Consider the following 17,643-nt stretch of genomic DNA (forward strand, 5'->3'; position numbering starts at 1 on the left):
ATGCGGCAGGGTGCCGGCATGGATGCCGTACGGGTCGCCCTGCTGCGGGAAGTGCTCGCCGGGACGGAGTGGCTGCGCGCCACCCGCCGTTTCGCGGGCGCGCTGCGCTCCTCCGTCGTGCCGCACGGCACACTGCTCCTGGTCGGCACCGAGGCGTACGAGCCCTGGCACCTGGCCGCCCATCTCACCGACGAGGCCGCCTGGTCCGGGCTGCCCGAGCTGAGCCCGACGCTGGTGCGCCACCGCGCCGAACCGGGCGGCCCCCCGCATCTGTCCGTCGGGCTCGGGCGCCTGGAGGCGGCGCGGCGCGGCGAGACGCTGCTCCTGGTGGCGCCCACGCGCCCCGCCGACGCCCTGCTCGAACGCGTTCACGACGCGCGCCGGGCGGGCGCGACGGTGCTCGCCCTGGACGGCGGGGACCGCGAGGTGCGGGGACTCGTGCACGAGTCCCTGACGGTGACCCCCGACGCGGAACTCGACCTGGACACCGTGCAGCACCTGGTCAGCGCGGCGGCGGGCGAGAACACCCTGCCCCCGCGGCGCGGCCCCGGCGGCTTCCGCGACCGCCTCTCCCGCCTGGCCGACCAGCTGACGGCCCCGCCACCGGGGCGCTGGTAGGAGGTACGGGCGGCGGGGGCCGTCCCGGCTGCTCGCGGCGCGGACCGGCGACAGGGCGATATTGGGTTGCTCTCGGCGCGGGCGGGGCCGGAGCATGGCCCGTCGTGTCCGACGAACCTCCCGCGCCGCCGCCCGAGTCCCGGCGCCCGTCCCGGCCCCGCTCCGTCCTGCCCGATCTCGCGCCCTGGCGGGCCTCGGCCGACTTCCGGCTGCTCTGGGTGCAGGGGCTCGTCACCACCTTCGGCAGCTTCATGGCGATGGTCGCGCTGCCGCTCCAGATCAAGGAGCTCACCGGGTCACCGTTCGCGGTGGGCGCGATGGGCGCCGTGGAGCTCGTCCCGCTGGTCGTCTTCGGCCTGTACGGCGGGGCGCTCGCGGACGCGGTGGACCGGCGCAAGGTCATTCTCGCCACCGAGGCCGGCCTCGGCGTGCTCGCGCTCGTCCTGCTGGCCAACGCGCTGCTCCCGAGCCCGATGCTGTGGCCGTTGTACGGGGTGGCCGCCGGCGTCTCGGCGCTGGCCGGGCTCCAGCGCCCGGCGCTGGACTCGCTGATGGCCCGGATCGTCCCGCACGACCAACTCGCGGCGGCCGCCGCGCTCAACGCGCTGCGCTGGCAGCTCGGCGCGATCGCGGGACCCTCGCTCGCCGGGCTCGTCGTGGCGTACGCGGGCACGGCAACGGCGTACGCCACGACCGTGGCCACCTTCACCGTGTCGGTGGTGATGTGCGCCCGGCTGACCCCGGCGCCGCCCGCCCAGGGCGCCCAGAAGCCCTCGCTGCGCGGCATCGCGGAGGGCGCCCGTTACGCGTGGTCGCGTCCGGTGCTGCTCGGGACCTACGCCATCGACCTGGCCGCGATGTTCTTCGCCTTCCCGAACGCGATCTTCCCGTTCCTCGCGGACAGCCTGGACGCCACCTGGGCGCTCGGCCTCATGTACGCGGCGGGCTCGGCCGGTTCGGTGCTGCTGAGCGTGACCAGCGGGTGGACCTCACGGGTGCGCAGGCACGGCCTGTTCGTGGTGGTCGGCGCGGTCGTCTGGGGCACGGCGATGGCCGGCGCGGGCCTCTTCGGCGACGTATGGCTTGTGCTCGGCTGCCTCGCGGTGGCGGGCGCGGGCGACATGCTGAGCGGACTTGGCCGCTCCACGATCTGGAACCAGACCATCCCCGACGAGCTGCGCGGCCGGCTGGCCGGGATAGAGGTCCTGTCGTACAGCGTGGGCCCGCAGCTCGGCCAGGTCCGGGCCGGGGCGATGGCCGGCTGGACGGGGACGAGGGCGGCGGTGTGGTCGGGCGGGGTGGCCTGCGTGGCCGCGGTGGGGCTGCTGGCCCTCGCCCTGCCCCGCCTGGTCACTTACGACGCGGCGACCGACGAGGACGCCGCGCGCCGCCGCGCGGCCGGGCAGCCCGGCACGGCGGCGGCGGCGTAGCGACGCTCAGGCGGCCTGGACGAGTTCGGCCCGGCCGAACAGCAGGGCGTAACCGCCGGGGAGCCGGCCGAGGACGCGGGTGAGGAGGTCGGGACCCGCGAGCGCGGCGACGACGCCCAGGACCGATCCGGTGTCCCAGCGGACGGTGGCCGGGGTGGCGCCGACGCGCGCGGCGAGGTCCTTCACGAAGGCCCAGCCGGAAAGCCGCTCCGGCGAGGGGGCCTCGGCGGTGAGGAGGCACGCGGCCTCCAGGGGCAGGCGGGCGGCGAGCTCCCCGCGCTCGTCGCCGCCCAGCTGACGGCCGAGCCCCGTGAGCACCAGGCGGACGGCTTCGGCGGCCCGCTCCGTGGTGGGATACGCGCCGTCGTAACGGACCTTCTCCAGCATGTCCTGGTACGTCATCGTCGCCGCCCGGCCCTGGATCCGTTCACGCTGGTCGGTCGTCGTCACTGCGCATCGCCTTTCTCGTCTCGTCTCGTCTCGAATCGGTGCGGCGCGGGACGGGCGGGGTGCCCGTCCCGCGGTGCCTGCCGGTCCGCCCGGCCCCGGGGGGCGGCGCGGATTCAGCCGGAGATCTCCTTGTGGGACGAGCCCACGCCGACGGAGATCTTGCGGGGCTTGGCGCGCTCGGCGATCGGGATGCGCAGGGTCAGCACCCCGGCGTCGTAGTCGGCGGCGATGCGCGCGGTGTCCAGCACGTCGGACAGCACGATCTGGCGGGAGAAGACGCCCAACGGCCGCTCGGACAGCTCCATCTGCACGTCGTCGGCCTTGGCCACGGGCCGGCGCTCGGCCTTGACGGTCAGCATGTTCCGTTCGACGTCGATGTCGATCGCCTCCGGGTCGACACCGGGGAGGTCGAAGGCCACCACGTACTCGTCGCCCTCGCGGTAGGCGTCCATCGCCATCGCGGACGGCCGCGTCCAGGTGCCGGAGCCGGTCAGCTGCTGGGCGAGCCGGTCGAGCTCACGGAAGGGGTCAGTGCGCATCAACATCGCGAAACACCTCCAGAAGGTTTGGGTTGTACCCGCCAATGCGCTTCACTGCTCACCGTTGTAGCATGTCATCCATTGGATGACAAACACCCTGTCATCGAAAGGATGACAAACGCCGAGGAGTCCTCATGACAGCAGCAGGCCAGTCGCCGCCCGGGCCCGGTCCCGCCCCGAAGAAGCACCCCTCCCCCGACGCCCAGAGCCCGGCCTCCTTCCTCGCCGCCGCCGCGGCCCTCGAAGCCATCGAGCACGCCGTGCGCGACGCGCACGAGGAGGCGGCCGAGCCCGCGGGCTCGGGCGTCGGACCGGAGCAGGCGCTGGCCTCGCTGCTGCTGCTGCGCCAGGTCCGCGAGCAGCTGGCCGGCTGGGAGACCGGCCTGATCGAGACGGCCCGCCACGCCGGCGCCAGCTGGGCGGAGCTGGCTCACCCCCTCGGCGTGGCCAGCCGCCAGGCCGCCGAACGGCGCTATCTGCGCAACCGCCCGGGCCCGGCCGGAAGCACCGGCGAGCAGCGCGTCCAGGCCACCCGCGAACGCCGCGCCGCCGACCGCGACCAGAGTGCGTGGGCCCGGGACAACGCCGCGGCCCTGCGCCGTCTGGCCGGCCAGATCACCGCCCTGACCGACCTCCCCCTGGCCTCGCGCGGCGCGGTCGGCCGGCTGGACGCGGCGCTCGGCCACGACGACCCGGCCGCGCTCATCCACCCCCTCACCGCCGCCCACGCCCACCTGGGCGCCCACCCCCACCTCGCCGGTCAGCTCGACGCCCTCATCAATCCGGCCGCACGACGAGAAAATCTGTCGTGACCGGAGTAGACATTGCGCCGTGACGTGACTATGGTTTCTCTCGTAGCCGAGATCGAGAAAGCCCGGCAGAAACGAACTGCCGGGAAGCGGTATCGCAGTGCGGTGCGGTGGTGGAGTTCCGGAGCCAGAGCATGAGCAGGACGGTGACGGGACTGACGACCGGACCGGGTGGCCCGCAGTCATCAGGGGCCGCCACAGCAGTACGCAGTTCAGAGCAGTAGGCAGTACCCGCAACACCAGCAGTACGCAGTACCCGCAGTTAGCGACACCCGCAGTACGCAACACCCGCAGTTCGCGGAGCAGTTCAGCAAGTCAGTAAGTTCAGAGGGAAGAACGGAGGAGCAGACGCCATCAGGATCGCCCGGACGTACGACATGAGTCCGGGTACCGCAGGACATCGCGATAGTGAGGTGGTCTCCGGTCAAGCAAGTGCGATCCTCGCAGCCCCGACGGCACGCCGGCCGGGCTCGCGAAAACAGAAGGCCGACGCTGGACGAAGGTCGGCAGATGGTGTAGCAGTTCCTTCGGGGCTCTGGTGCCGCACGGCACCAGAGCCCCTCAACGTGTTTCACGGAGAGGTGCAAATGACAGCAGAGGACTTCAACGGGCGTCTCGACGACGACGACTATCCCGCCTACACCATGGGCCGGGCGGCCGAAATGCTCGGCACCACCCAGGGCTTCCTGCGCGCCATCGGCGAGGCCCGCCTCATCACCCCGCTGCGCTCGGCCGGCGGCCACCGCCGCTACTCCCGCTACCAGCTGCGCGTCGCCGCCCGCGCCCGCGAACTCGTCGACCAGGGCACCCCCATCGAGGCCGCCTGCCGCATCGTCATCCTCGAGGACCAGCTCGAAGAAGCCCAGCGCATCAACGCCGAATACCGCCGCGCCGCCGAGTCGGCCAGCTCCTGATGTACGCGCCCGCGGCGAGACGGCCACCGTTCTCGCGCGCGACGCGGCGCCACACCGCGCGATCGCCCCGCCCCACGCCCGGCAACCGGCGACCGGGGGCGGGAGCAGCCGCGCACGGTCCGGACGGGGAGCGGCCGCGTACGGGTCCGGTCGCCCGCTACTCCGCGCCGTCCCCCGGGGCCTGCTTGTCGTGCCACTTGGGATCGTTCTCCCACTCCAGGTTGCGCTCCTGCGCGGTGCTCATCGCGTGCTCGGCCTCCTCCCGGGTGGCGTACGGGCCGAAGCGGTCCTTGGCCGGGCAGTCCGGGCCCTCCTCGACCTTGTGATGGGCCAGGCAGTAGAACCACTCGCCGGGCTTGCCGACGGTGCGCCGCTTGAACAGGGCCATGGGTGCCTCTCTCGTTGAACGGATCCCTCGGACGGTGGCCGGGGCCTCAAAGCCATGCTGCCCCACAGCCGCTGGATAGACTCGCCGGCATGTCTGGCCAGCCGAAGTCGCAGTCCCCGCTCGTGCCCGGGGAGATCTCTCCGCCCCGTTCCGTCCCGGGCCGCATCCCGCGTCCGGAGTACGTCGGGAAGCCCATGCCCACGCCGTACACCGGCCCCGACGTGCAGAGTCCCGAAACCATCGAGCTGATGCGGACCGCAGGCCGGATCGCGGCGCAGGCGATGGAGGAGGCGGCCAAGCACATCGCGCCGGGGGTGACGACCGACGAACTGGACCGGGTCGCCCACGAGTTCATGTGCGACCACGGGGCCTACCCCTCCACGCTCGGCTACCGGGGCTTTCCCAAGTCGCTGTGCTCCTCGGTGAACGAGGTCATCTGCCACGGCATCCCCGACTCGACCGTGCTCAAGGACGGCGACATCGTCAACCTGGACGTCACCGCGTACATCGGCGGCGTGCACGGCGACAACAACGCCACCTACCTGTGCGGTGACGTCGACGACGAGTCCAGGCTGCTTGTGGAGCGCACCCGCGAATCCCTCAACCGCGCGATCAAGGCCGTCAAGCCCGGCCGGCAGATCAACATCATCGGCCGCGTCATCGAGTCGTACGCCAAGCGCTTCGGGTACGGCGTCGTACGGGACTTCACCGGGCACGGGATCAGCACGGCCTTCCACTCCGGCCTGATCGTGCCGCACTACGACGCCCCGCACGCCACCACCGTGATCAAGCCCGGCATGACCTTCACGATCGAGCCCATGCTGACGCTCGGCACCCACGAGTACGACATGTGGGAGGACGGCTGGACGGTCGTCACCAAGGACCGCAGGCGGACGGCCCAGTTCGAGCACACGCTGGTGGTCACGGAGACCGGTACGGAGATTCTTACGCTGCCGTAGCTGCGCGCGGGCGGTTTTTTCCTCGGGGTGTCGCGGCCGGGCTCAGCGGGTACGTTTTTACCGACAGGACGTCGGGAACTGGTTGACTCAGGACTGCCCGAGTCGGGGCGATCCTTCCGGTTCCCGCACCCCTCGGTCCCCGGAGGCCCCTTTGACCGCGCCCGCTTCCACCCCGTTCTCCACGCTCATCCGCACGGCGTCGCACGAGCAGCACACCGAGGCGGAGACGTCCTCGTTCATGGGAGACCTGCTGGGCGGGCGGCTCGGCGTGGCGGCGTACGCGCGCTACACCGAGCAGCTGTGGTTCGTGTACCGGGCGCTGGAGGAGGGTGCGTCGGCCCTCGCGGAGGATCCGGTGGCGGGGCCGTTCATCACGCCCGAGCTGATGCGCACGGCCTCGCTGGAGCGGGACCTGGCGCATCTGCGGGGCGCGGACTGGCGGGCCGGCGCGGCCCCGCTGCCCGCCACGGCCGCGTACGCCGAGCGCGTCGCGGTGTGCGCGCGGGAGTGGCCCGCCGGGTATGTGGCGCACCACTACACCCGCTACCTCGGCGATCTGTCGGGCGGCCAGATCATCCGCGACCGGGCGGAACGGACGTGGGGGTTCGCGCGCAAGGGGGACGGCGTGCGGTTCTACGTCTTCGAGTCGATCGCCAACCCGGCGGCGTTCAAGCGGGGTTATCGCGAGCGGCTTGACGGGTTGGGGGTGGACGAGCTGGAGAAGCGGCGGGTTGTGGAGGAGTGCAAGCGGGCTTTTTCCTTGAACACGGCTGTGTTCAAGGAGCTGGGAGAGGAGTTCCCCCTCAGCGCGTAGGGCTCCGCCGGGCGGACACGTTTTGCGCAGTTCCCCGCGCCCCTGGCGGGGTTCGTGCTGGCCCGCATCGGCAACCTCAGCCCGTCCGGCGTTTGAGGACGAGCGCCTTCAGCGCGAACGGGGTCTGGGGCGGAGCCCCAGGGACCTCGGCTGCGGACCATGCGTGGCTGGGCGCGCAGTTCCCCGCGCCCCTGACCACGTCGCGCTGGCCCACACGGACATACCTAGCCCGTCCGGCGATTGAGGACGAGCGCCTTCAGCGCGAACGGGGTCTGGGGCGGAGCCCCAGGGAGCCCGGCTGCGGGCCGTGGGCGCTCCTCGCGCAGTTCCCCGCGCCCCTGGCGGGGTTCGTGCTGGCCCGCACCGGCAACCTCAGGCCGCCAGGCCGTGCCGCCCGCAGAAGACCCGGAGCACTTCGATCACCACGTCCGTCTCGTTCACGCGCTCAATTGAAGCAGCGGACCGGACGCGCCCCGGCGCACTCGGGTACGCGGATGCGCCCGATGAGAGGTGAATCACGTACCCCGAGGGTATCGGTCAGGTAAGCCTCGGTTAAGTTAGGTCCGCCTCAGTCGACCCCTCGACACTGACCCAGCGTGGAGCCCGCATGCGACCCGTCCGTACCTCCGTAGTCACCGCCGCCGCTGCCGTCGCGGCCCTGACCGCCGTCACGGGATGCGCCGACAAGTCCGACGCCAAGGCCGACGGAGCGGCCGGTTCGATCCAGGTGACCGCCACCGACAGCTCCTGCAAGCTGTCGAAGAGCGACTTCCCGGCCGGACACGTCAAGTTCGACATCGAGAACAAGGGCTCCAAGGTCACCGAGGTCTACCTCCTCTTCCCCGACGACCGCATCGTCGCCGAGCGCGAGAACATAGGCCCCGGCCTGAAGCAGCAGCTCACCGCCGAGGTCAAGGCCGGCACGTACGAGGTCGCCTGCAAGCCCGGCATGAAGGGCGACGGCATCCGCCAGAAGGTCACCGTCACCGGCGGCGCCACGGCCGTCAAGCGCAACCCCCAGCTGGACGCGGCGGTCGCCGAGTACCGCAAGTACGCGCAGGAGCAGGCGGACGAGACCCTGCCCAAGGCGAAGGTCTTCACGGACGCGGTGCGGGCCGGCGACCTGGACGCGGCGCAGAAGGCGTTCGCCCCCTCCCGCCTCGGCTGGGAGCGTACCGAGCCGGTCGCGGAGTCCTTCGGTGACATCGACCCGAAGACCGACACCCGCGAGGACGGCCTGGAGAAGGGCCAGAAGTGGACCGGCTGGCACCGCCTGGAGAAGTCGCTGTGGGCGGACCAGAAGATCGGGCAGGACGAGAAGGACCTCGCCACCCAGCTGGACAAGGACCTGGCCGACTGGCAGAAGCGGGTCGGCACCGCCGAGATCACCCCGACCTCGATGGCCAACGGCGCCAAGGAACTCCTGGACGAGGTCGCCACCGGCAAGATCACCGGTGAGGAGGACCGCTACAGCCACACCGACCTGTCCGACTTCAAGGGCAACGTCGAGGGCGCGCAGAAGGCGTACGAACTGCTCAAGCCGGTCGCCTCGAAGAACGACGCGGCGCTCACCGCCGAGCTCGACAAGCAGTTCGCGTCCCTGAACACCCTGCTCGACCAGTACCGCACCGACAAGACCTCCTACGATTTCACCCCGTACGACAAGGTGAGCGAGGGTGACCGCAAGAAGCTCTCGGACGCCGTCAACGCGCTCGCGGAGCCGCTTTCCAAGCTCGCCGCCGCCGTCGCGAAGTAACTCGGCAGCCAGCCAGGACCAGGAGGAGATCCGTCATGAGCGACACGAGCGAGGTCACGGGGACCGGCCGGGCCCCCTCCCGCCGGGCACTGCTCGGCTGGGGCGGCGCGGGTCTCGCGCTGGGCGCGGCCGCGGCCGGCGGCGCGGTCGCCGTCGTCAAGGGTGACGGCAGCGACGCGGTGGCCGCCGCCGACACGGGCGCCGCGGTGCCCTTCCACGGCCCGCACCAGGCCGGCATAGCCACCGCCGTCCAGGACCGGCTGCACTTCGCCTCCTTCGACGTGACGACGAAGGACCGCGCCGAGCTGGTCCAGCTGCTCAAGGACTGGACGGCGGCCGCCGCCGCGATGACCGAGGGCAAGGCGGTCGGCGACGGCGCCTACGGCGGTCTCCCCGAGGCGCCGCCGGACGACACGGGCGAGGCGCTTGGCCTCAAGCCGTGCCGGCTCACCCTGACCTTCGGCGTGGGCCCCTCCCTCTTCGCCAAGGACCGCTTCGGGCTGGAGGCCAAGCGGCCCGAGGCCCTGATCGACATCGAGCAGTTCCCCGGCGACAACCTCGACCCGTCCCGCAGCGGCGGTGATCTGTGCGTGCAGGCCTGCGCGGACGACCCGCAGGTCGCGGTGCACGCGATCCGCAACCTGGCCCGCATCGGCATGGGCAAGGTGGCCATCCGCTGGTCGCAGCTCGGCTTCGGCAAGACGTCCTCGACGACGCCGGACGCCCAGACCCCGCGCAACATGATGGGCTTCAAGGACGGCACCCGTAACATCTCGGGCACCGACACCAAGGCGCTCGACGACCACGTCTGGGTCGGCGCCAAGGACGGCGGCGACTGGATGACCGGCGGCTCCTACCTGGTGGCCCGCCGCATCCGCATGCACATCGAGACCTGGGACCGCACCTCGCTCCAGGAGCAGGAGGACGTCTTCGGCCGCGACAAGGGCGAAGGCGCGCCGGTCGGCAAGGCCAAGGAGCGCGACGAGCCGTTCCTGAAGGCGATGAAGCCGACCGCGCACGTGCGTCTGGCGCACCCCGACTCCAACGACGGCGTACGGATCCTGCGCCGCGGCTACTCCTTCACGGACGGCACCGACGGACTGGGCCGCCTGGACGCGGGCCTGTTCTTCCTGGCCTACCAGCGTGACGTGCGCAAGGGCTTCCTGCCCCTGCAACGCTCCCTGGCCCGCCACGACGCACTCAACGAATACATCCAGCACGTGGGTTCGGCGATTTTCGCGATCCCGCCGGGCGTCCGCGACAAGGACGACTGGTGGGGCCGGGGACTCTTCGGCTGAGAGGAAGACATGTTCGCCAACTATCTGATCGGCCTGCGCGAAGGGCTCGAAGCCAGCCTGGTCGTCTGCATCCTGGTCGCCTACCTCGTCAAGACCGGCCGCAGGGACGCCCTGAAGCCCGTGTGGGCCGGCATCGCGGTCGCGGTGATCGTCGCGTTCGGGTTCGGCGCCGGGCTGGAGTTCGGCTCCCAGGAAATGACGTTCAAGGCCCAGGAGGGTCTTGGCGGTTCGCTGTCCATCGTCGCCGTCGGCCTGGTCACCTGGATGGTGTTCTGGATGCGGCGCACCGCGCGGCATCTGAAGAGCGAGCTCCACGGCAAGCTCGACTCGGCTCTGCGCATGGGCACCGGCGCGCTGGTGGCGACCGCGTTCCTGGCGGTCGGCCGCGAGGGCCTGGAGACGGCGCTGTTCGTCTGGACCTCGGTGCACGCGGCCGGGTCCGAGAACGGTACGGCCGAGCCGATGATCGGCGCCCTGCTCGGTCTCGCCACCGCGGTGTTCCTCGGCTGGCTGTTCTACCGGGGCGCGCTCAGGATCAACCTGGCGAAGTTCTTCACGTGGACCGGCGGCATGCTGGTGGTCGTCGCGGCCGGCGTGCTCGCGTACGGGGTGCACGACCTCCAGGAGGCCGACTTCATCCCGGGCATCAACTCCCTTGCCTTCGACATCAGTTCGACGATCCCGCCGGACAGCTGGTACGGGACCCTCCTCAAGGGCGTCCTCAACTTCCAGCCCGACCCGACGGTCCTCCAGAGCGTCGTGTGGGCGCTCTACCTGATCCCCACGCTCACGCTGTTCTTCGCCCCGGTAGGGTTCCGGAAGTCCGTGGGGGCTACGAGGGCCGAGGGGCAGAAGGCGGTTCATGAGCAGGGTGAGTCGGCTGATGGCGGCGCTCGCGACGGCGACCGTACTGACGGTGGGCGCGAGCGGCTGCGTGACGGTGCACGGGGAGCGGGAAGTCGTACCGTCGGCGACGAAGGCTGAGGCCGCGCGGGCGCTCAGCGCGTTCACCGACGCCTACAACCGGGCCGACCAGGCCTACGACCCGGCCCTCGACGCGGGCCGGGTCACCGGCGCGTTCGGCGCCACGACTCAGGCGGGCTTCGCCGCCCGGCACGTGACGAGCCCGGGCGGCAACCCCCAGCACTCGGCGCTGGCCCTGACCGACACCAGGTATCTGATACCGAGGCAGGCCGGCTGGCCGCGCTGGTTCGTCGCCGACACCGACTCCAACCGGGACCAGGACGACCGGGGTCCGAACGACACGCGCTGGCTGCTCCTGTTCACGCGGGGCGGCCCCGACCAGGTGTGGAAGCTGGCGTATCTGTCGGTCCTGGGCGCCGGGGACGTGCCCGCCTTCCAGCAGGACAAGAACGGCTTCGCCGAGCCGGTACGCCCCGACGACGCCACGTTCGCGGTCGCGCCCAAGGATCTCAGCGCCGACTACGTGTCCTATCTCCAGGGCGGCAAACCGCCGGTGTTCGCGGACGGGGACCACACCAGTGGCTGGCGTGCGGCGCGGAGCAAGAACGCGGTGGGCAACGGGCGGGTCAGCCAGTTCGTGGACCAGCCCTTGAGCGAGGGCGACTTCGCGCCGTTCGGGCTGCGGACGGCGGACGGGCGGGCGCTGGTCTTCTTCGCGGCGCGGCACTTCGAGCGGCAGACGGTGGCGCAGGGGGTACGCCTTGACATCTCGCCGGACGAGAAGGCGCTGCTGAGCGGTGAGGTCCACTCCTCGCTGACCCGGGAGTGGATCTCCAACGAGCTGGCCCTGGTCCCGCCCAAGGGCCAAGTGGTCATCCCGAACCGGGTCCAGGGCCTGATATCCCTGAAGGGAGAGTAGCCCCGCTCCTCGGCCCCGATTCGCGCAGTTCCCCGTGCGGGCCCGCGCGGGGCCACCCCGGGGCGGAGCCCCAGGAACTCCGGCTGCGGACCGTGGCTGGCTGGTCGCGCAGTTCCCCGCGCCCCTGACAGGGCCCGTGCGGGCCCACCTCGACATACCCAGCCCGTCATGGGGGTCCCCCCTGGCCCTTAAGGCCTTGGGGGAGATTGAGGACGAGGCCCTTCAGGCCGAACGGGGTCTGGGGCGGAGCCCCAGGGGCCCCGGCTGCGGACCGTGCGTGGCTGAGCGCGCAGTTCCCCGCGCCCCTGGCGGGGCTGGGGGTGGCCCGCACGGCAACCTCGGCCTCCCCGTGCCCCTGGCGGGGCTGGGGGTGGCCCGGACGGGCATGCGCGGACGTTGAGGGGTCAGCGGCCCAGGGGCCAGGCGGCGGCGGGGGAGCCGGACTGGCCCGCATACCGGGCGCACGCGTCCGTCAGCGCCTCAAGCAACGTCAGCGGATCCGGAAGCGCAAATTCCGGCCCCCGTACCCACGCGACCCCGAGCTCCCCCGGCAACCGTGCCGGCGGCACCAGCACATAGCTCCCCCGGCAGTGCCACCGCAGCCCGGGATGCTCGTCCATCGTCTCGGGGTGGCAGTCGAGCTCGCAGGGCCACCACTCGTCCTCGTCCTCGGGCGTACCCCGCGTCGCGGTGAAGAACAGCATCCGCCCGTGGTCGCCGTCACCGGCCGCCTCGGCGACGGGCCCGACGTCGACGCCCTCGGAGAGCAGCCGCGCCAGCGCCTCGCGCCCCGCTTCGAGCGGCACGTCGAGCACGTCGTGGACCATGCCGGTCGCGGTGACGAAGTTGGCCTCGGGCTGCCCGAGCGCCCAGCGCTCGATCTGCGCGCGGTCGGTGGTGGACTGCGTCTGCCAGGCGAAGGAGACGGGATGGCGGGCCGGCGTGGGACACCCGACGCGCTCGCACGAACACCGGAAGCCCACGGGGTGGGCGGCAGGCGCGAGCGGCAGCCCGGCGGCGGCCACGGCGAGCAGCAGATCGAGCCGGCTCTGGTCCGCGCCCGGAGCGTCCTTGGGCCGCCTGCGCAGCCAGCGGGACAGTTTGCTCTCCTCGCCGCGGGAACGGCCGAACTCAGCGCCCATCTATCCCCTCACCTCACCGTCGACCCCAAGGGACTCGCGTCCACGCTGAACATCGTCCCACCATCCTGCTCCCCGGGTGACCGCACCGGACATCCGGGGTGTGTGACATGACCCGCCCATGACCCGCGGGCACCCGGCCGGGGCCGCAACCCGGCGTACCCCTGGTGCGGCAGAGGCGTACGGCGACGCACGTGCCAAGGACGTACGGATGAACCGCGCGGGCCGGGTGAAAAACACTCGGACGGTGCACTGCGCGGGCGCCCCGCACGGCGGACCATGGGCTGCACGCGGCTGCACGTCCGTGCGGCCCAAGTCGCCCGTGAGGAGCCCTCATTGCCTCCTGCAACCCGTGACCTCCGTACCCCGAGAGCCGCCCGGCCCCGGCGCTACCTCATGTGCCCGCCGGCACACTTCAAGGTCACGTACTCCATCAACCCCTGGATGGACCCGGACAAGCCCGTCGACCTGCCGCTCGCGCTGGCCCAGTGGGAGGTGCTGCGCGACCGTTACCGCGCGCTCGGCCACACCGTCGAACTGCTCGACCCCCGCCCCGACCTGCCCGACATGGTCTTCGCCGCCAACGGCGCCACCGTGATCGACGGCCGGGTGCTCGGCGCCCGCTTCGCCCACCCCGAACGTGCCGCCGAGGCCGAGGCCCACCGCGACTGGTTCCGTGCGCACGGCTTCACCACCGTGCGTGAGCCGGACCACATCAACGAGGGCGAGGGGGACTTCGCCGTCACCGACTCCTACGTCCTGGCAGGCCGGGGCTTCCGTTCGAGCCCGCTCTCGCACGACGAGGCCCAGGAGTTCTTCGGCCGCCCGGTCATCGGCCTCGACCTCGTCGACCCGCGCTACTACCACCTGGACACGGCCCTGTGCGTGCTGGACGACCGGGCGGACGAGATCATGTACTACCCGCCGGCCTTCTCCCCCGGCAGCCGCGCCGTGCTCGCCAGACTGTTCCCGGACGCCTTGATCGCGCAGGAGGCGGACGCGGCCGCGCTCGGGCTCAACGCGGTGAGCGACGGCCGCAACGTCCTGATCCCCCAGGGCGCCGTCGGACTCTTCGACCCCCTGCGCGCACGCGGCTACGAGCCGATCGCCATGGACCTGGGCGAACTGCTCAAGGGCGGCGGCAGCGTGAAGTGCTGCACGCAGGAGCTGCGCCCCTGACGGTCCCGCTAGCGGGGGTCCGCCGAGTGGGGCGGCCACGGGTCGCCCCACTCGGCGTCCCGGGCCGCCCGGTACAGCGGGCCGTGCCGCTTGCTGACGGTCTCGCGCCGCAGCTGCTCGTCCGGCAGGCACAGGTCGAGCAGCACCTGCCCCTTGCGGATCTGGGGGCGCCGCACGACCCGGGCCGTGGCGGGGTCGGGGTCGAACCGGGTGGCGGCGACGTAGCTGAACTTCTCGTCCTCGTACGCCAGTGAGCCGCCCTTGACCTGGCGGTGCAGCGAGGAGCGGCTGACCCGGGCCGAGAAGTGGCACCAGTCGGTGCCGGGCTCGATGGGGCAGGCGGCGCTGTGCGGGCAGGGCGCGGCGACGCTCAGCCCCGCCGCGATCAGCCGGTCGCGCGCCTCGATGATCCGGGCGTAGCCGTCGGGGGTGCCGGGCTCCACGATGAGGACGGCCCCGGTGGCCGCGCCGGCCACCGCGTCCACCAGGGCGCGGCGGTCGTCGGCGGTCAGCTCGTTCAGGACGTACGAGACGGTGATGAGGCCGGCGCTCTCCAGGGCGAGGGCCGAGCCGATGCGGGCCCGCTGCCAGCGCGCCTCGCGCAGCCCGGGGATTCCGGAGGCCTCGGCCAGTTCGCGGCCCACCGCGAGCGCGGGCTCCGCCCAGTCGAGGACGGTCGTGGCCACGGGGGCGTCCGCGTCCTGCCAGGCCTCGGCGACCGCCCAGCTCGCGGAGCCCGTACCGCCGCCGATGTCGGTGTGGGTGGCGGGCGTCCAGGTCCCGGTCGCGTCCCGCAGCGCGCCGAGCGCGGAGCGCACCGCCTCGAAGGTGGCGGGCATCCGGTACGCGGCGTACGCGGCGACGTCGGAGCGGTCGCGCAGCACCGGGGCGTGGGTGGGGACGACGCCCCGGTAGTGGCCGATCAGCCGGTCGACGGCGCCGGAGGTCGCCGAGGGCGGCAGCCCGTCGAGCAGTCCGGCGAGCGCCGAGCGCAGGACGTCCGGGAGGGGGAGGGAGTCGTTCACCGGCAGGAGTCTACTTTTGCGGCGCCACGCCACCGGCCTCGGCGAGCGGTTCGCGCTCCCGCCGCCAGGGCCGGCACAGGAGCAGGAAGCAGAGCAGCGCGGCGACGGCCGAGGCGAGCTGCACGACCGCCATCGGCACGGCGGTGGCCTCGCCCGCGATGCCGACCAGCGGGGAGGCGACCGCGCCGACCAGGAAGGAGGAGGTGCCGAGCAGCGCGGAGGCGGAACCGGCGGCGTTGGGGGTACGCATCAGGGCCTGGGCGTTGGTGTTGGGCATGGCCAGGCCCATCGCCGACATCAGCACGAACAGGCCGGCCGCGACGGGCACGAGGCCCACGTCACCGAAGACGCCCGACGTCATGAGGAGCAGCGCGGTGGCCGCAAGGGCGATCACGGCGAGACCGAGGCCGAGGACCTTGTCCAGGCTGACCCGGCCGATGAGGAGCTTGCCGTTGATCTGGCCGACGACGACAAGGCCCACGGAGTTCAGGCCGAACAGCAGCGAGAACGTCTGCGGGGAGGCGCCGTAGATTTCCTGCACCACGAAGGGCGAGGCGGAGATGTAGGCGAACAGCGCGGCGAAGGCGAATCCGCCCGCCAGCATGTAGCCCGTGAACACGCGGTCCTTCAGGAGAGCGCCCATGGTGCGCAGCGCCTGGCCCACGCCGCCGGGGTGGCGGCGCTCGGCGGGCAGCGTCTCGTGCAGCCACTTGAACACGACGGCCGTCAGGAGCAGCCCGACCACGGTCAGGACGGCGAAGACCCCGCGCCAGTCGGTCAGGCGCAGCACCTGCCCGCCGATCAGCGGGGCGACCACGGGGGCGACGCCGGAGATCAGCATCAGGGTGGAGAAGAACCGGGCCATCTCGACGCCGTCGTACAGGTCGCGCACCACGGCCCGGGCGATCACGATGCCCGCGGCTCCCGCGAGACCCTGCAACAGGCGGAAGGCGATGAGGAGTTCCACGTTCGGGGCGAAGGCGCACACGGCGGTGGCCAGGACGTACACGACCATGCCGATGAGCAGGGGGCGGCGCCGTCCCCACTTGTCGCTCATCGGCCCGACGACCAGCTGCCCGAGCGCCATGCCGGCGAGGCAGGCGGTGAGGGTGAGCTGGATGGTGGCGGCGGGCGAGCGCAGCGCGTCGGTGACCTCGGGGAGGGCCGGCAGGTACATGTCCATGGAGAGCGGCGGGAGCGCGGTGAGTCCGCCGAGCACGAGCGTGACGAGGAGGCCGGCGCGGCGGACGGCGGCGACGCCGGGGTCCCGGGGGGCCTCGGCGCCGGCCGTGTTCGGTATGTGGCTGCGGGTGTCCTGGGCGCCGCGCTCCGGCATCGGTCTCTCTCCTTGAAAGTTGTAGCGAATCTCCATGGTCGCAGCCCGGTCGCGGCGGCGGGACCACTCGGACCACAAAGAGGGGAGGCGCGGGTCACATCCCGGCCAGGGCGTGGCCACGCGTCGCGGACGGCGTCCCGCCCGGCACGGTGCCACCTCCGCGCGCGGGCCCACCCGGAGGCGGTCGCGGGCCGCCCCGGACTCGGTCGCGGTCCGGCCGCCGACTCGCCGCTCCCACATCGCGGACGGGCGGTCTCACCCAACGCCCCCTCCCGTACGCTCCCGGCCCATGGAGATCACCTCGCAGAAGTCCGCCGTAGTGACGGGTGCCGGGTCCGGCATCGGCCGTTCCGTGGCGCTCGCGCTGGCCGGCGCGGGCTGGTCGGTGACGCTGGCCGGGCGCCGCACCGAGCCCCTTGAGGAGACGGCCGCACTGGCGGGCCCCGGGGCCCGGATCCTGTGCGTCTCGACGGACGTGACCTCGCCGGACGACGTGAACGCGCTGTTCGCGGCGGCGCTCGCGGCGCACGGGCGGGTGGACCTGCTGTTCAACAACGCGGGCACGTTCGGGCCTGGCGGGGTGCCGGTCGAGGAGCTGTCGTACGAGGCGTGGCGCTCGGTCGTCGACGTGAATCTGACCGGCGCGTTCCTGTGCGCGCAGGCCGCGTTCCGCGCGATGAAGGAGCAGACGCCGCAGGGCGGCCGGATCATCAACAACGGCTCGATCTCGGCGCACGCGCCCCGGCCGAACTCGGTGGCGTACACGGCGACCAAGCACGCGATGACGGGGCTGACCAAGTCGCTGTCCCTGGACGGGCGCCCGTACCGGATCGCGGTGGGACAGATCGACATCGGCAACGCGGCGACGGAGATGACGGAGCGCATGCGCACCGGAATCCCGCAGGCCAACGGGGAGTTGGCGGTGGAGCCGGTGATGGACACGGCGGACGTGGCACGCACGGTGCTGCACATGGCGGAGCTGCCCCTGGAGGCGAACGTGCAGTTCGCGACGGTGCTGGCGACGGCGATGCCGTATATCGGGCGGGGGTGAGGGGGTGTCTCTATGTCCTTCGTCAAGGACGTGGTGCCGGGTATGGGGCTGTTTGGGGTGGTTATGCGGCGATGGTGATGGCGGGGGTTCGGGAC

At 72.2% G+C, this 17,643-nt stretch carries 18 protein-coding genes; 12 read left to right on the forward strand and 6 right to left on the reverse strand.

The window, feature by feature from the left end:
- Positions 1-18: 18 nt before the first annotated feature.
- A complete protein-coding gene (locus tag ACFYM2_RS27245; RefSeq protein ID WP_350229974.1) occupies positions 19-618 on the forward strand; it encodes a hypothetical protein in 600 nt (199 codons plus the stop codon).
- A gap of 104 nt (positions 619-722) precedes the next feature.
- Entirely contained in the window at positions 723-2,048 is a 1,326-nt protein-coding gene (locus tag ACFYM2_RS27250) for an MFS transporter (protein WP_388839840.1), read from the forward strand.
- Positions 2,049-2,054: 6 nt separating this feature from the next.
- On the opposite strand, the gene ACFYM2_RS27255 is transcribed toward ACFYM2_RS27250, so the two are convergent.
- Together ACFYM2_RS27255 and ACFYM2_RS27260 are read right to left on the reverse strand one after the other, a co-directional pair.
- Positions 2,055-2,450, reverse strand: coding sequence for a DUF2267 domain-containing protein (locus tag ACFYM2_RS27255; RefSeq protein ID WP_359007614.1), 396 nt, complete (start codon positions 2,448-2,450; stop codon positions 2,055-2,057).
- A 161-nt stretch (positions 2,451-2,611) separates the two neighbouring features.
- Complete coding sequence (locus tag ACFYM2_RS27260) at positions 2,612-3,043, reverse strand: Hsp20/alpha crystallin family protein (RefSeq protein WP_359007585.1); 432 nt, start codon at positions 3,041-3,043, stop codon at positions 2,612-2,614.
- A gap of 128 nt (positions 3,044-3,171) precedes the next feature.
- Here ACFYM2_RS27260 and ACFYM2_RS27265 point away from each other — a divergent pair, with 128 nt between their 5' ends.
- Positions 3,172-3,849, forward strand: coding sequence for a type III effector protein (locus ACFYM2_RS27265; RefSeq protein WP_388839843.1), 678 nt, complete (start codon positions 3,172-3,174; stop codon positions 3,847-3,849).
- Positions 3,850-4,433: 584 nt separating this feature from the next.
- Positions 4,434-4,760, forward strand: a complete 327-nt coding sequence (locus tag ACFYM2_RS27270; protein ID WP_350229978.1) for a MerR family transcriptional regulator — start codon at positions 4,434-4,436, stop codon at positions 4,758-4,760.
- Between the two features lie 157 nt (positions 4,761-4,917).
- Here ACFYM2_RS27270 and ACFYM2_RS27275 read toward each other — a convergent pair whose 3' ends face one another.
- Positions 4,918-5,148: a hypothetical protein gene (locus ACFYM2_RS27275; protein ID WP_359007591.1), complete on the reverse strand. Its 231-nt coding sequence runs from the start codon at positions 5,146-5,148 to the stop codon at positions 4,918-4,920.
- 89 nt (positions 5,149-5,237) lie between these two features.
- Here ACFYM2_RS27275 and map point away from each other — a divergent pair, with 89 nt between their 5' ends.
- The 6 genes from map (at position 5,238) to ACFYM2_RS27305 (ending at position 11,818) form a co-directional block, all read left to right on the forward strand.
- Positions 5,238-6,107 (forward strand): type I methionyl aminopeptidase, encoded by an 870-nt coding sequence (gene map, locus ACFYM2_RS27280; RefSeq protein ID WP_350229980.1) that lies wholly within the window; start codon positions 5,238-5,240, stop codon positions 6,105-6,107.
- 151 nt (positions 6,108-6,258) lie between these two features.
- Positions 6,259-6,921: a heme oxygenase (biliverdin-producing) gene (locus ACFYM2_RS27285; protein ID WP_388457876.1), complete on the forward strand. Its 663-nt coding sequence runs from the start codon at positions 6,259-6,261 to the stop codon at positions 6,919-6,921.
- 607 nt (positions 6,922-7,528) lie between these two features.
- Positions 7,529-8,677 carry an iron uptake system protein EfeO gene (efeO, locus tag ACFYM2_RS27290; protein ID WP_388839846.1) on the forward strand — a complete coding sequence of 383 codons (1,149 nt, stop codon included), beginning with the start codon at positions 7,529-7,531 and terminating at the stop codon, positions 8,675-8,677.
- Positions 8,678-8,712: 35 nt separating this feature from the next.
- Complete coding sequence (gene efeB / locus ACFYM2_RS27295) at positions 8,713-9,975, forward strand: iron uptake transporter deferrochelatase/peroxidase subunit (protein WP_388457880.1); 1,263 nt, start codon at positions 8,713-8,715, stop codon at positions 9,973-9,975.
- A 9-nt stretch (positions 9,976-9,984) separates the two neighbouring features.
- A complete protein-coding gene (gene efeU, locus ACFYM2_RS27300; RefSeq protein ID WP_388457882.1) occupies positions 9,985-10,959 on the forward strand; it encodes an iron uptake transporter permease EfeU in 975 nt (324 codons plus the stop codon).
- Entirely contained in the window at positions 10,859-11,818 is a 960-nt protein-coding gene (locus ACFYM2_RS27305; RefSeq protein ID WP_388839862.1) for a hypothetical protein, read from the forward strand. Before efeU ends, ACFYM2_RS27305 begins: the two co-directional genes overlap by 101 nt.
- 404 nt (positions 11,819-12,222) lie before the next feature.
- Here the strand turns inward: ACFYM2_RS27305 and ACFYM2_RS27310 are convergent, their stop codons facing one another.
- Positions 12,223-12,960 carry a bifunctional DNA primase/polymerase gene (locus ACFYM2_RS27310; protein WP_388457884.1) on the reverse strand — a complete coding sequence of 246 codons (738 nt, stop codon included), beginning with the start codon at positions 12,958-12,960 and terminating at the stop codon, positions 12,223-12,225.
- 333 nt (positions 12,961-13,293) lie between these two features.
- On the opposite strand from ACFYM2_RS27310, the gene ddaH reads away from it, so the two are divergent.
- Positions 13,294-14,136 carry a dimethylargininase gene (gene ddaH, locus ACFYM2_RS27315; RefSeq protein WP_359009058.1) on the forward strand — a complete coding sequence of 281 codons (843 nt, stop codon included), beginning with the start codon at positions 13,294-13,296 and terminating at the stop codon, positions 14,134-14,136.
- Between the two features lie 8 nt (positions 14,137-14,144).
- On the opposite strand, the gene ACFYM2_RS27320 is transcribed toward ddaH, so the two are convergent.
- Both ACFYM2_RS27320 and ACFYM2_RS27325 read right to left on the reverse strand, forming a co-directional pair.
- On the reverse strand, positions 14,145-15,161 hold the full coding sequence (locus tag ACFYM2_RS27320) for a small ribosomal subunit Rsm22 family protein (RefSeq protein ID WP_359009056.1): 1,017 nt from the start codon (positions 15,159-15,161) through the stop codon (positions 14,145-14,147).
- 10 nt (positions 15,162-15,171) lie between these two features.
- Positions 15,172-16,497, reverse strand: a complete 1,326-nt coding sequence (locus ACFYM2_RS27325) for a Bcr/CflA family multidrug efflux MFS transporter (RefSeq protein ID WP_388457886.1) — start codon at positions 16,495-16,497, stop codon at positions 15,172-15,174.
- 289 nt (positions 16,498-16,786) lie between these two features.
- Here ACFYM2_RS27325 and ACFYM2_RS27330 point away from each other — a divergent pair, with 289 nt between their 5' ends.
- The gene (locus ACFYM2_RS27330) at positions 16,787-17,548 is read left to right on the forward strand and encodes an SDR family oxidoreductase (RefSeq protein WP_388839849.1); all 762 of its coding nucleotides are present in this window, start codon (positions 16,787-16,789) and stop codon (positions 17,546-17,548) included.
- The last annotated feature ends 95 nt before the right edge of the window (positions 17,549-17,643 follow it).

The sequence above is a fragment of the Streptomyces sp. NPDC006711 genome (genome assembly GCF_042869775.1).
Taxonomy (GTDB): domain Bacteria; phylum Actinomycetota; class Actinomycetes; order Streptomycetales; family Streptomycetaceae; genus Streptomyces.

Excerpts from the sequence above, each read along its gene's own strand:
- ACFYM2_RS27325 (WP_388457886.1), bottom strand. The coding sequence starts at position 16,497 with ATGCCGGAGCGCGGCGCCCAGGACACCCGCAGCCACATACCGAACACG.
- ACFYM2_RS27275 (WP_359007591.1), bottom strand. The coding sequence starts at position 5,148 with ATGGCCCTGTTCAAGCGGCGCACCGTCGGCAAGCCCGGCGAGTGGTTC.
- map (WP_350229980.1), top strand. The coding sequence starts at position 5,238 with ATGTCTGGCCAGCCGAAGTCGCAGTCCCCGCTCGTGCCCGGGGAGATC.
- ACFYM2_RS27265 (WP_388839843.1), top strand. The coding sequence starts at position 3,172 with ATGACAGCAGCAGGCCAGTCGCCGCCCGGGCCCGGTCCCGCCCCGAAG.
- efeB (WP_388457880.1), top strand. The coding sequence starts at position 8,713 with ATGAGCGACACGAGCGAGGTCACGGGGACCGGCCGGGCCCCCTCCCGC.
- ACFYM2_RS27330 (WP_388839849.1), top strand. The coding sequence starts at position 16,787 with ATGGAGATCACCTCGCAGAAGTCCGCCGTAGTGACGGGTGCCGGGTCC.
- efeU (WP_388457882.1), top strand. The coding sequence starts at position 9,985 with ATGTTCGCCAACTATCTGATCGGCCTGCGCGAAGGGCTCGAAGCCAGC.
- efeO (WP_388839846.1), top strand. The coding sequence starts at position 7,529 with ATGCGACCCGTCCGTACCTCCGTAGTCACCGCCGCCGCTGCCGTCGCG.
- ACFYM2_RS27305 (WP_388839862.1), top strand. The coding sequence starts at position 10,859 with ATGGCGGCGCTCGCGACGGCGACCGTACTGACGGTGGGCGCGAGCGGC.
- ACFYM2_RS27260 (WP_359007585.1), bottom strand. The coding sequence starts at position 3,043 with ATGTTGATGCGCACTGACCCCTTCCGTGAGCTCGACCGGCTCGCCCAG.
- ACFYM2_RS27255 (WP_359007614.1), bottom strand. The coding sequence starts at position 2,450 with ATGACGTACCAGGACATGCTGGAGAAGGTCCGTTACGACGGCGCGTAT.
- ACFYM2_RS27310 (WP_388457884.1), bottom strand. The coding sequence starts at position 12,960 with ATGGGCGCTGAGTTCGGCCGTTCCCGCGGCGAGGAGAGCAAACTGTCC.
- ACFYM2_RS27245 (WP_350229974.1), top strand. The coding sequence starts at position 19 with ATGGATGCCGTACGGGTCGCCCTGCTGCGGGAAGTGCTCGCCGGGACG.
- ACFYM2_RS27270 (WP_350229978.1), top strand. The coding sequence starts at position 4,434 with ATGACAGCAGAGGACTTCAACGGGCGTCTCGACGACGACGACTATCCC.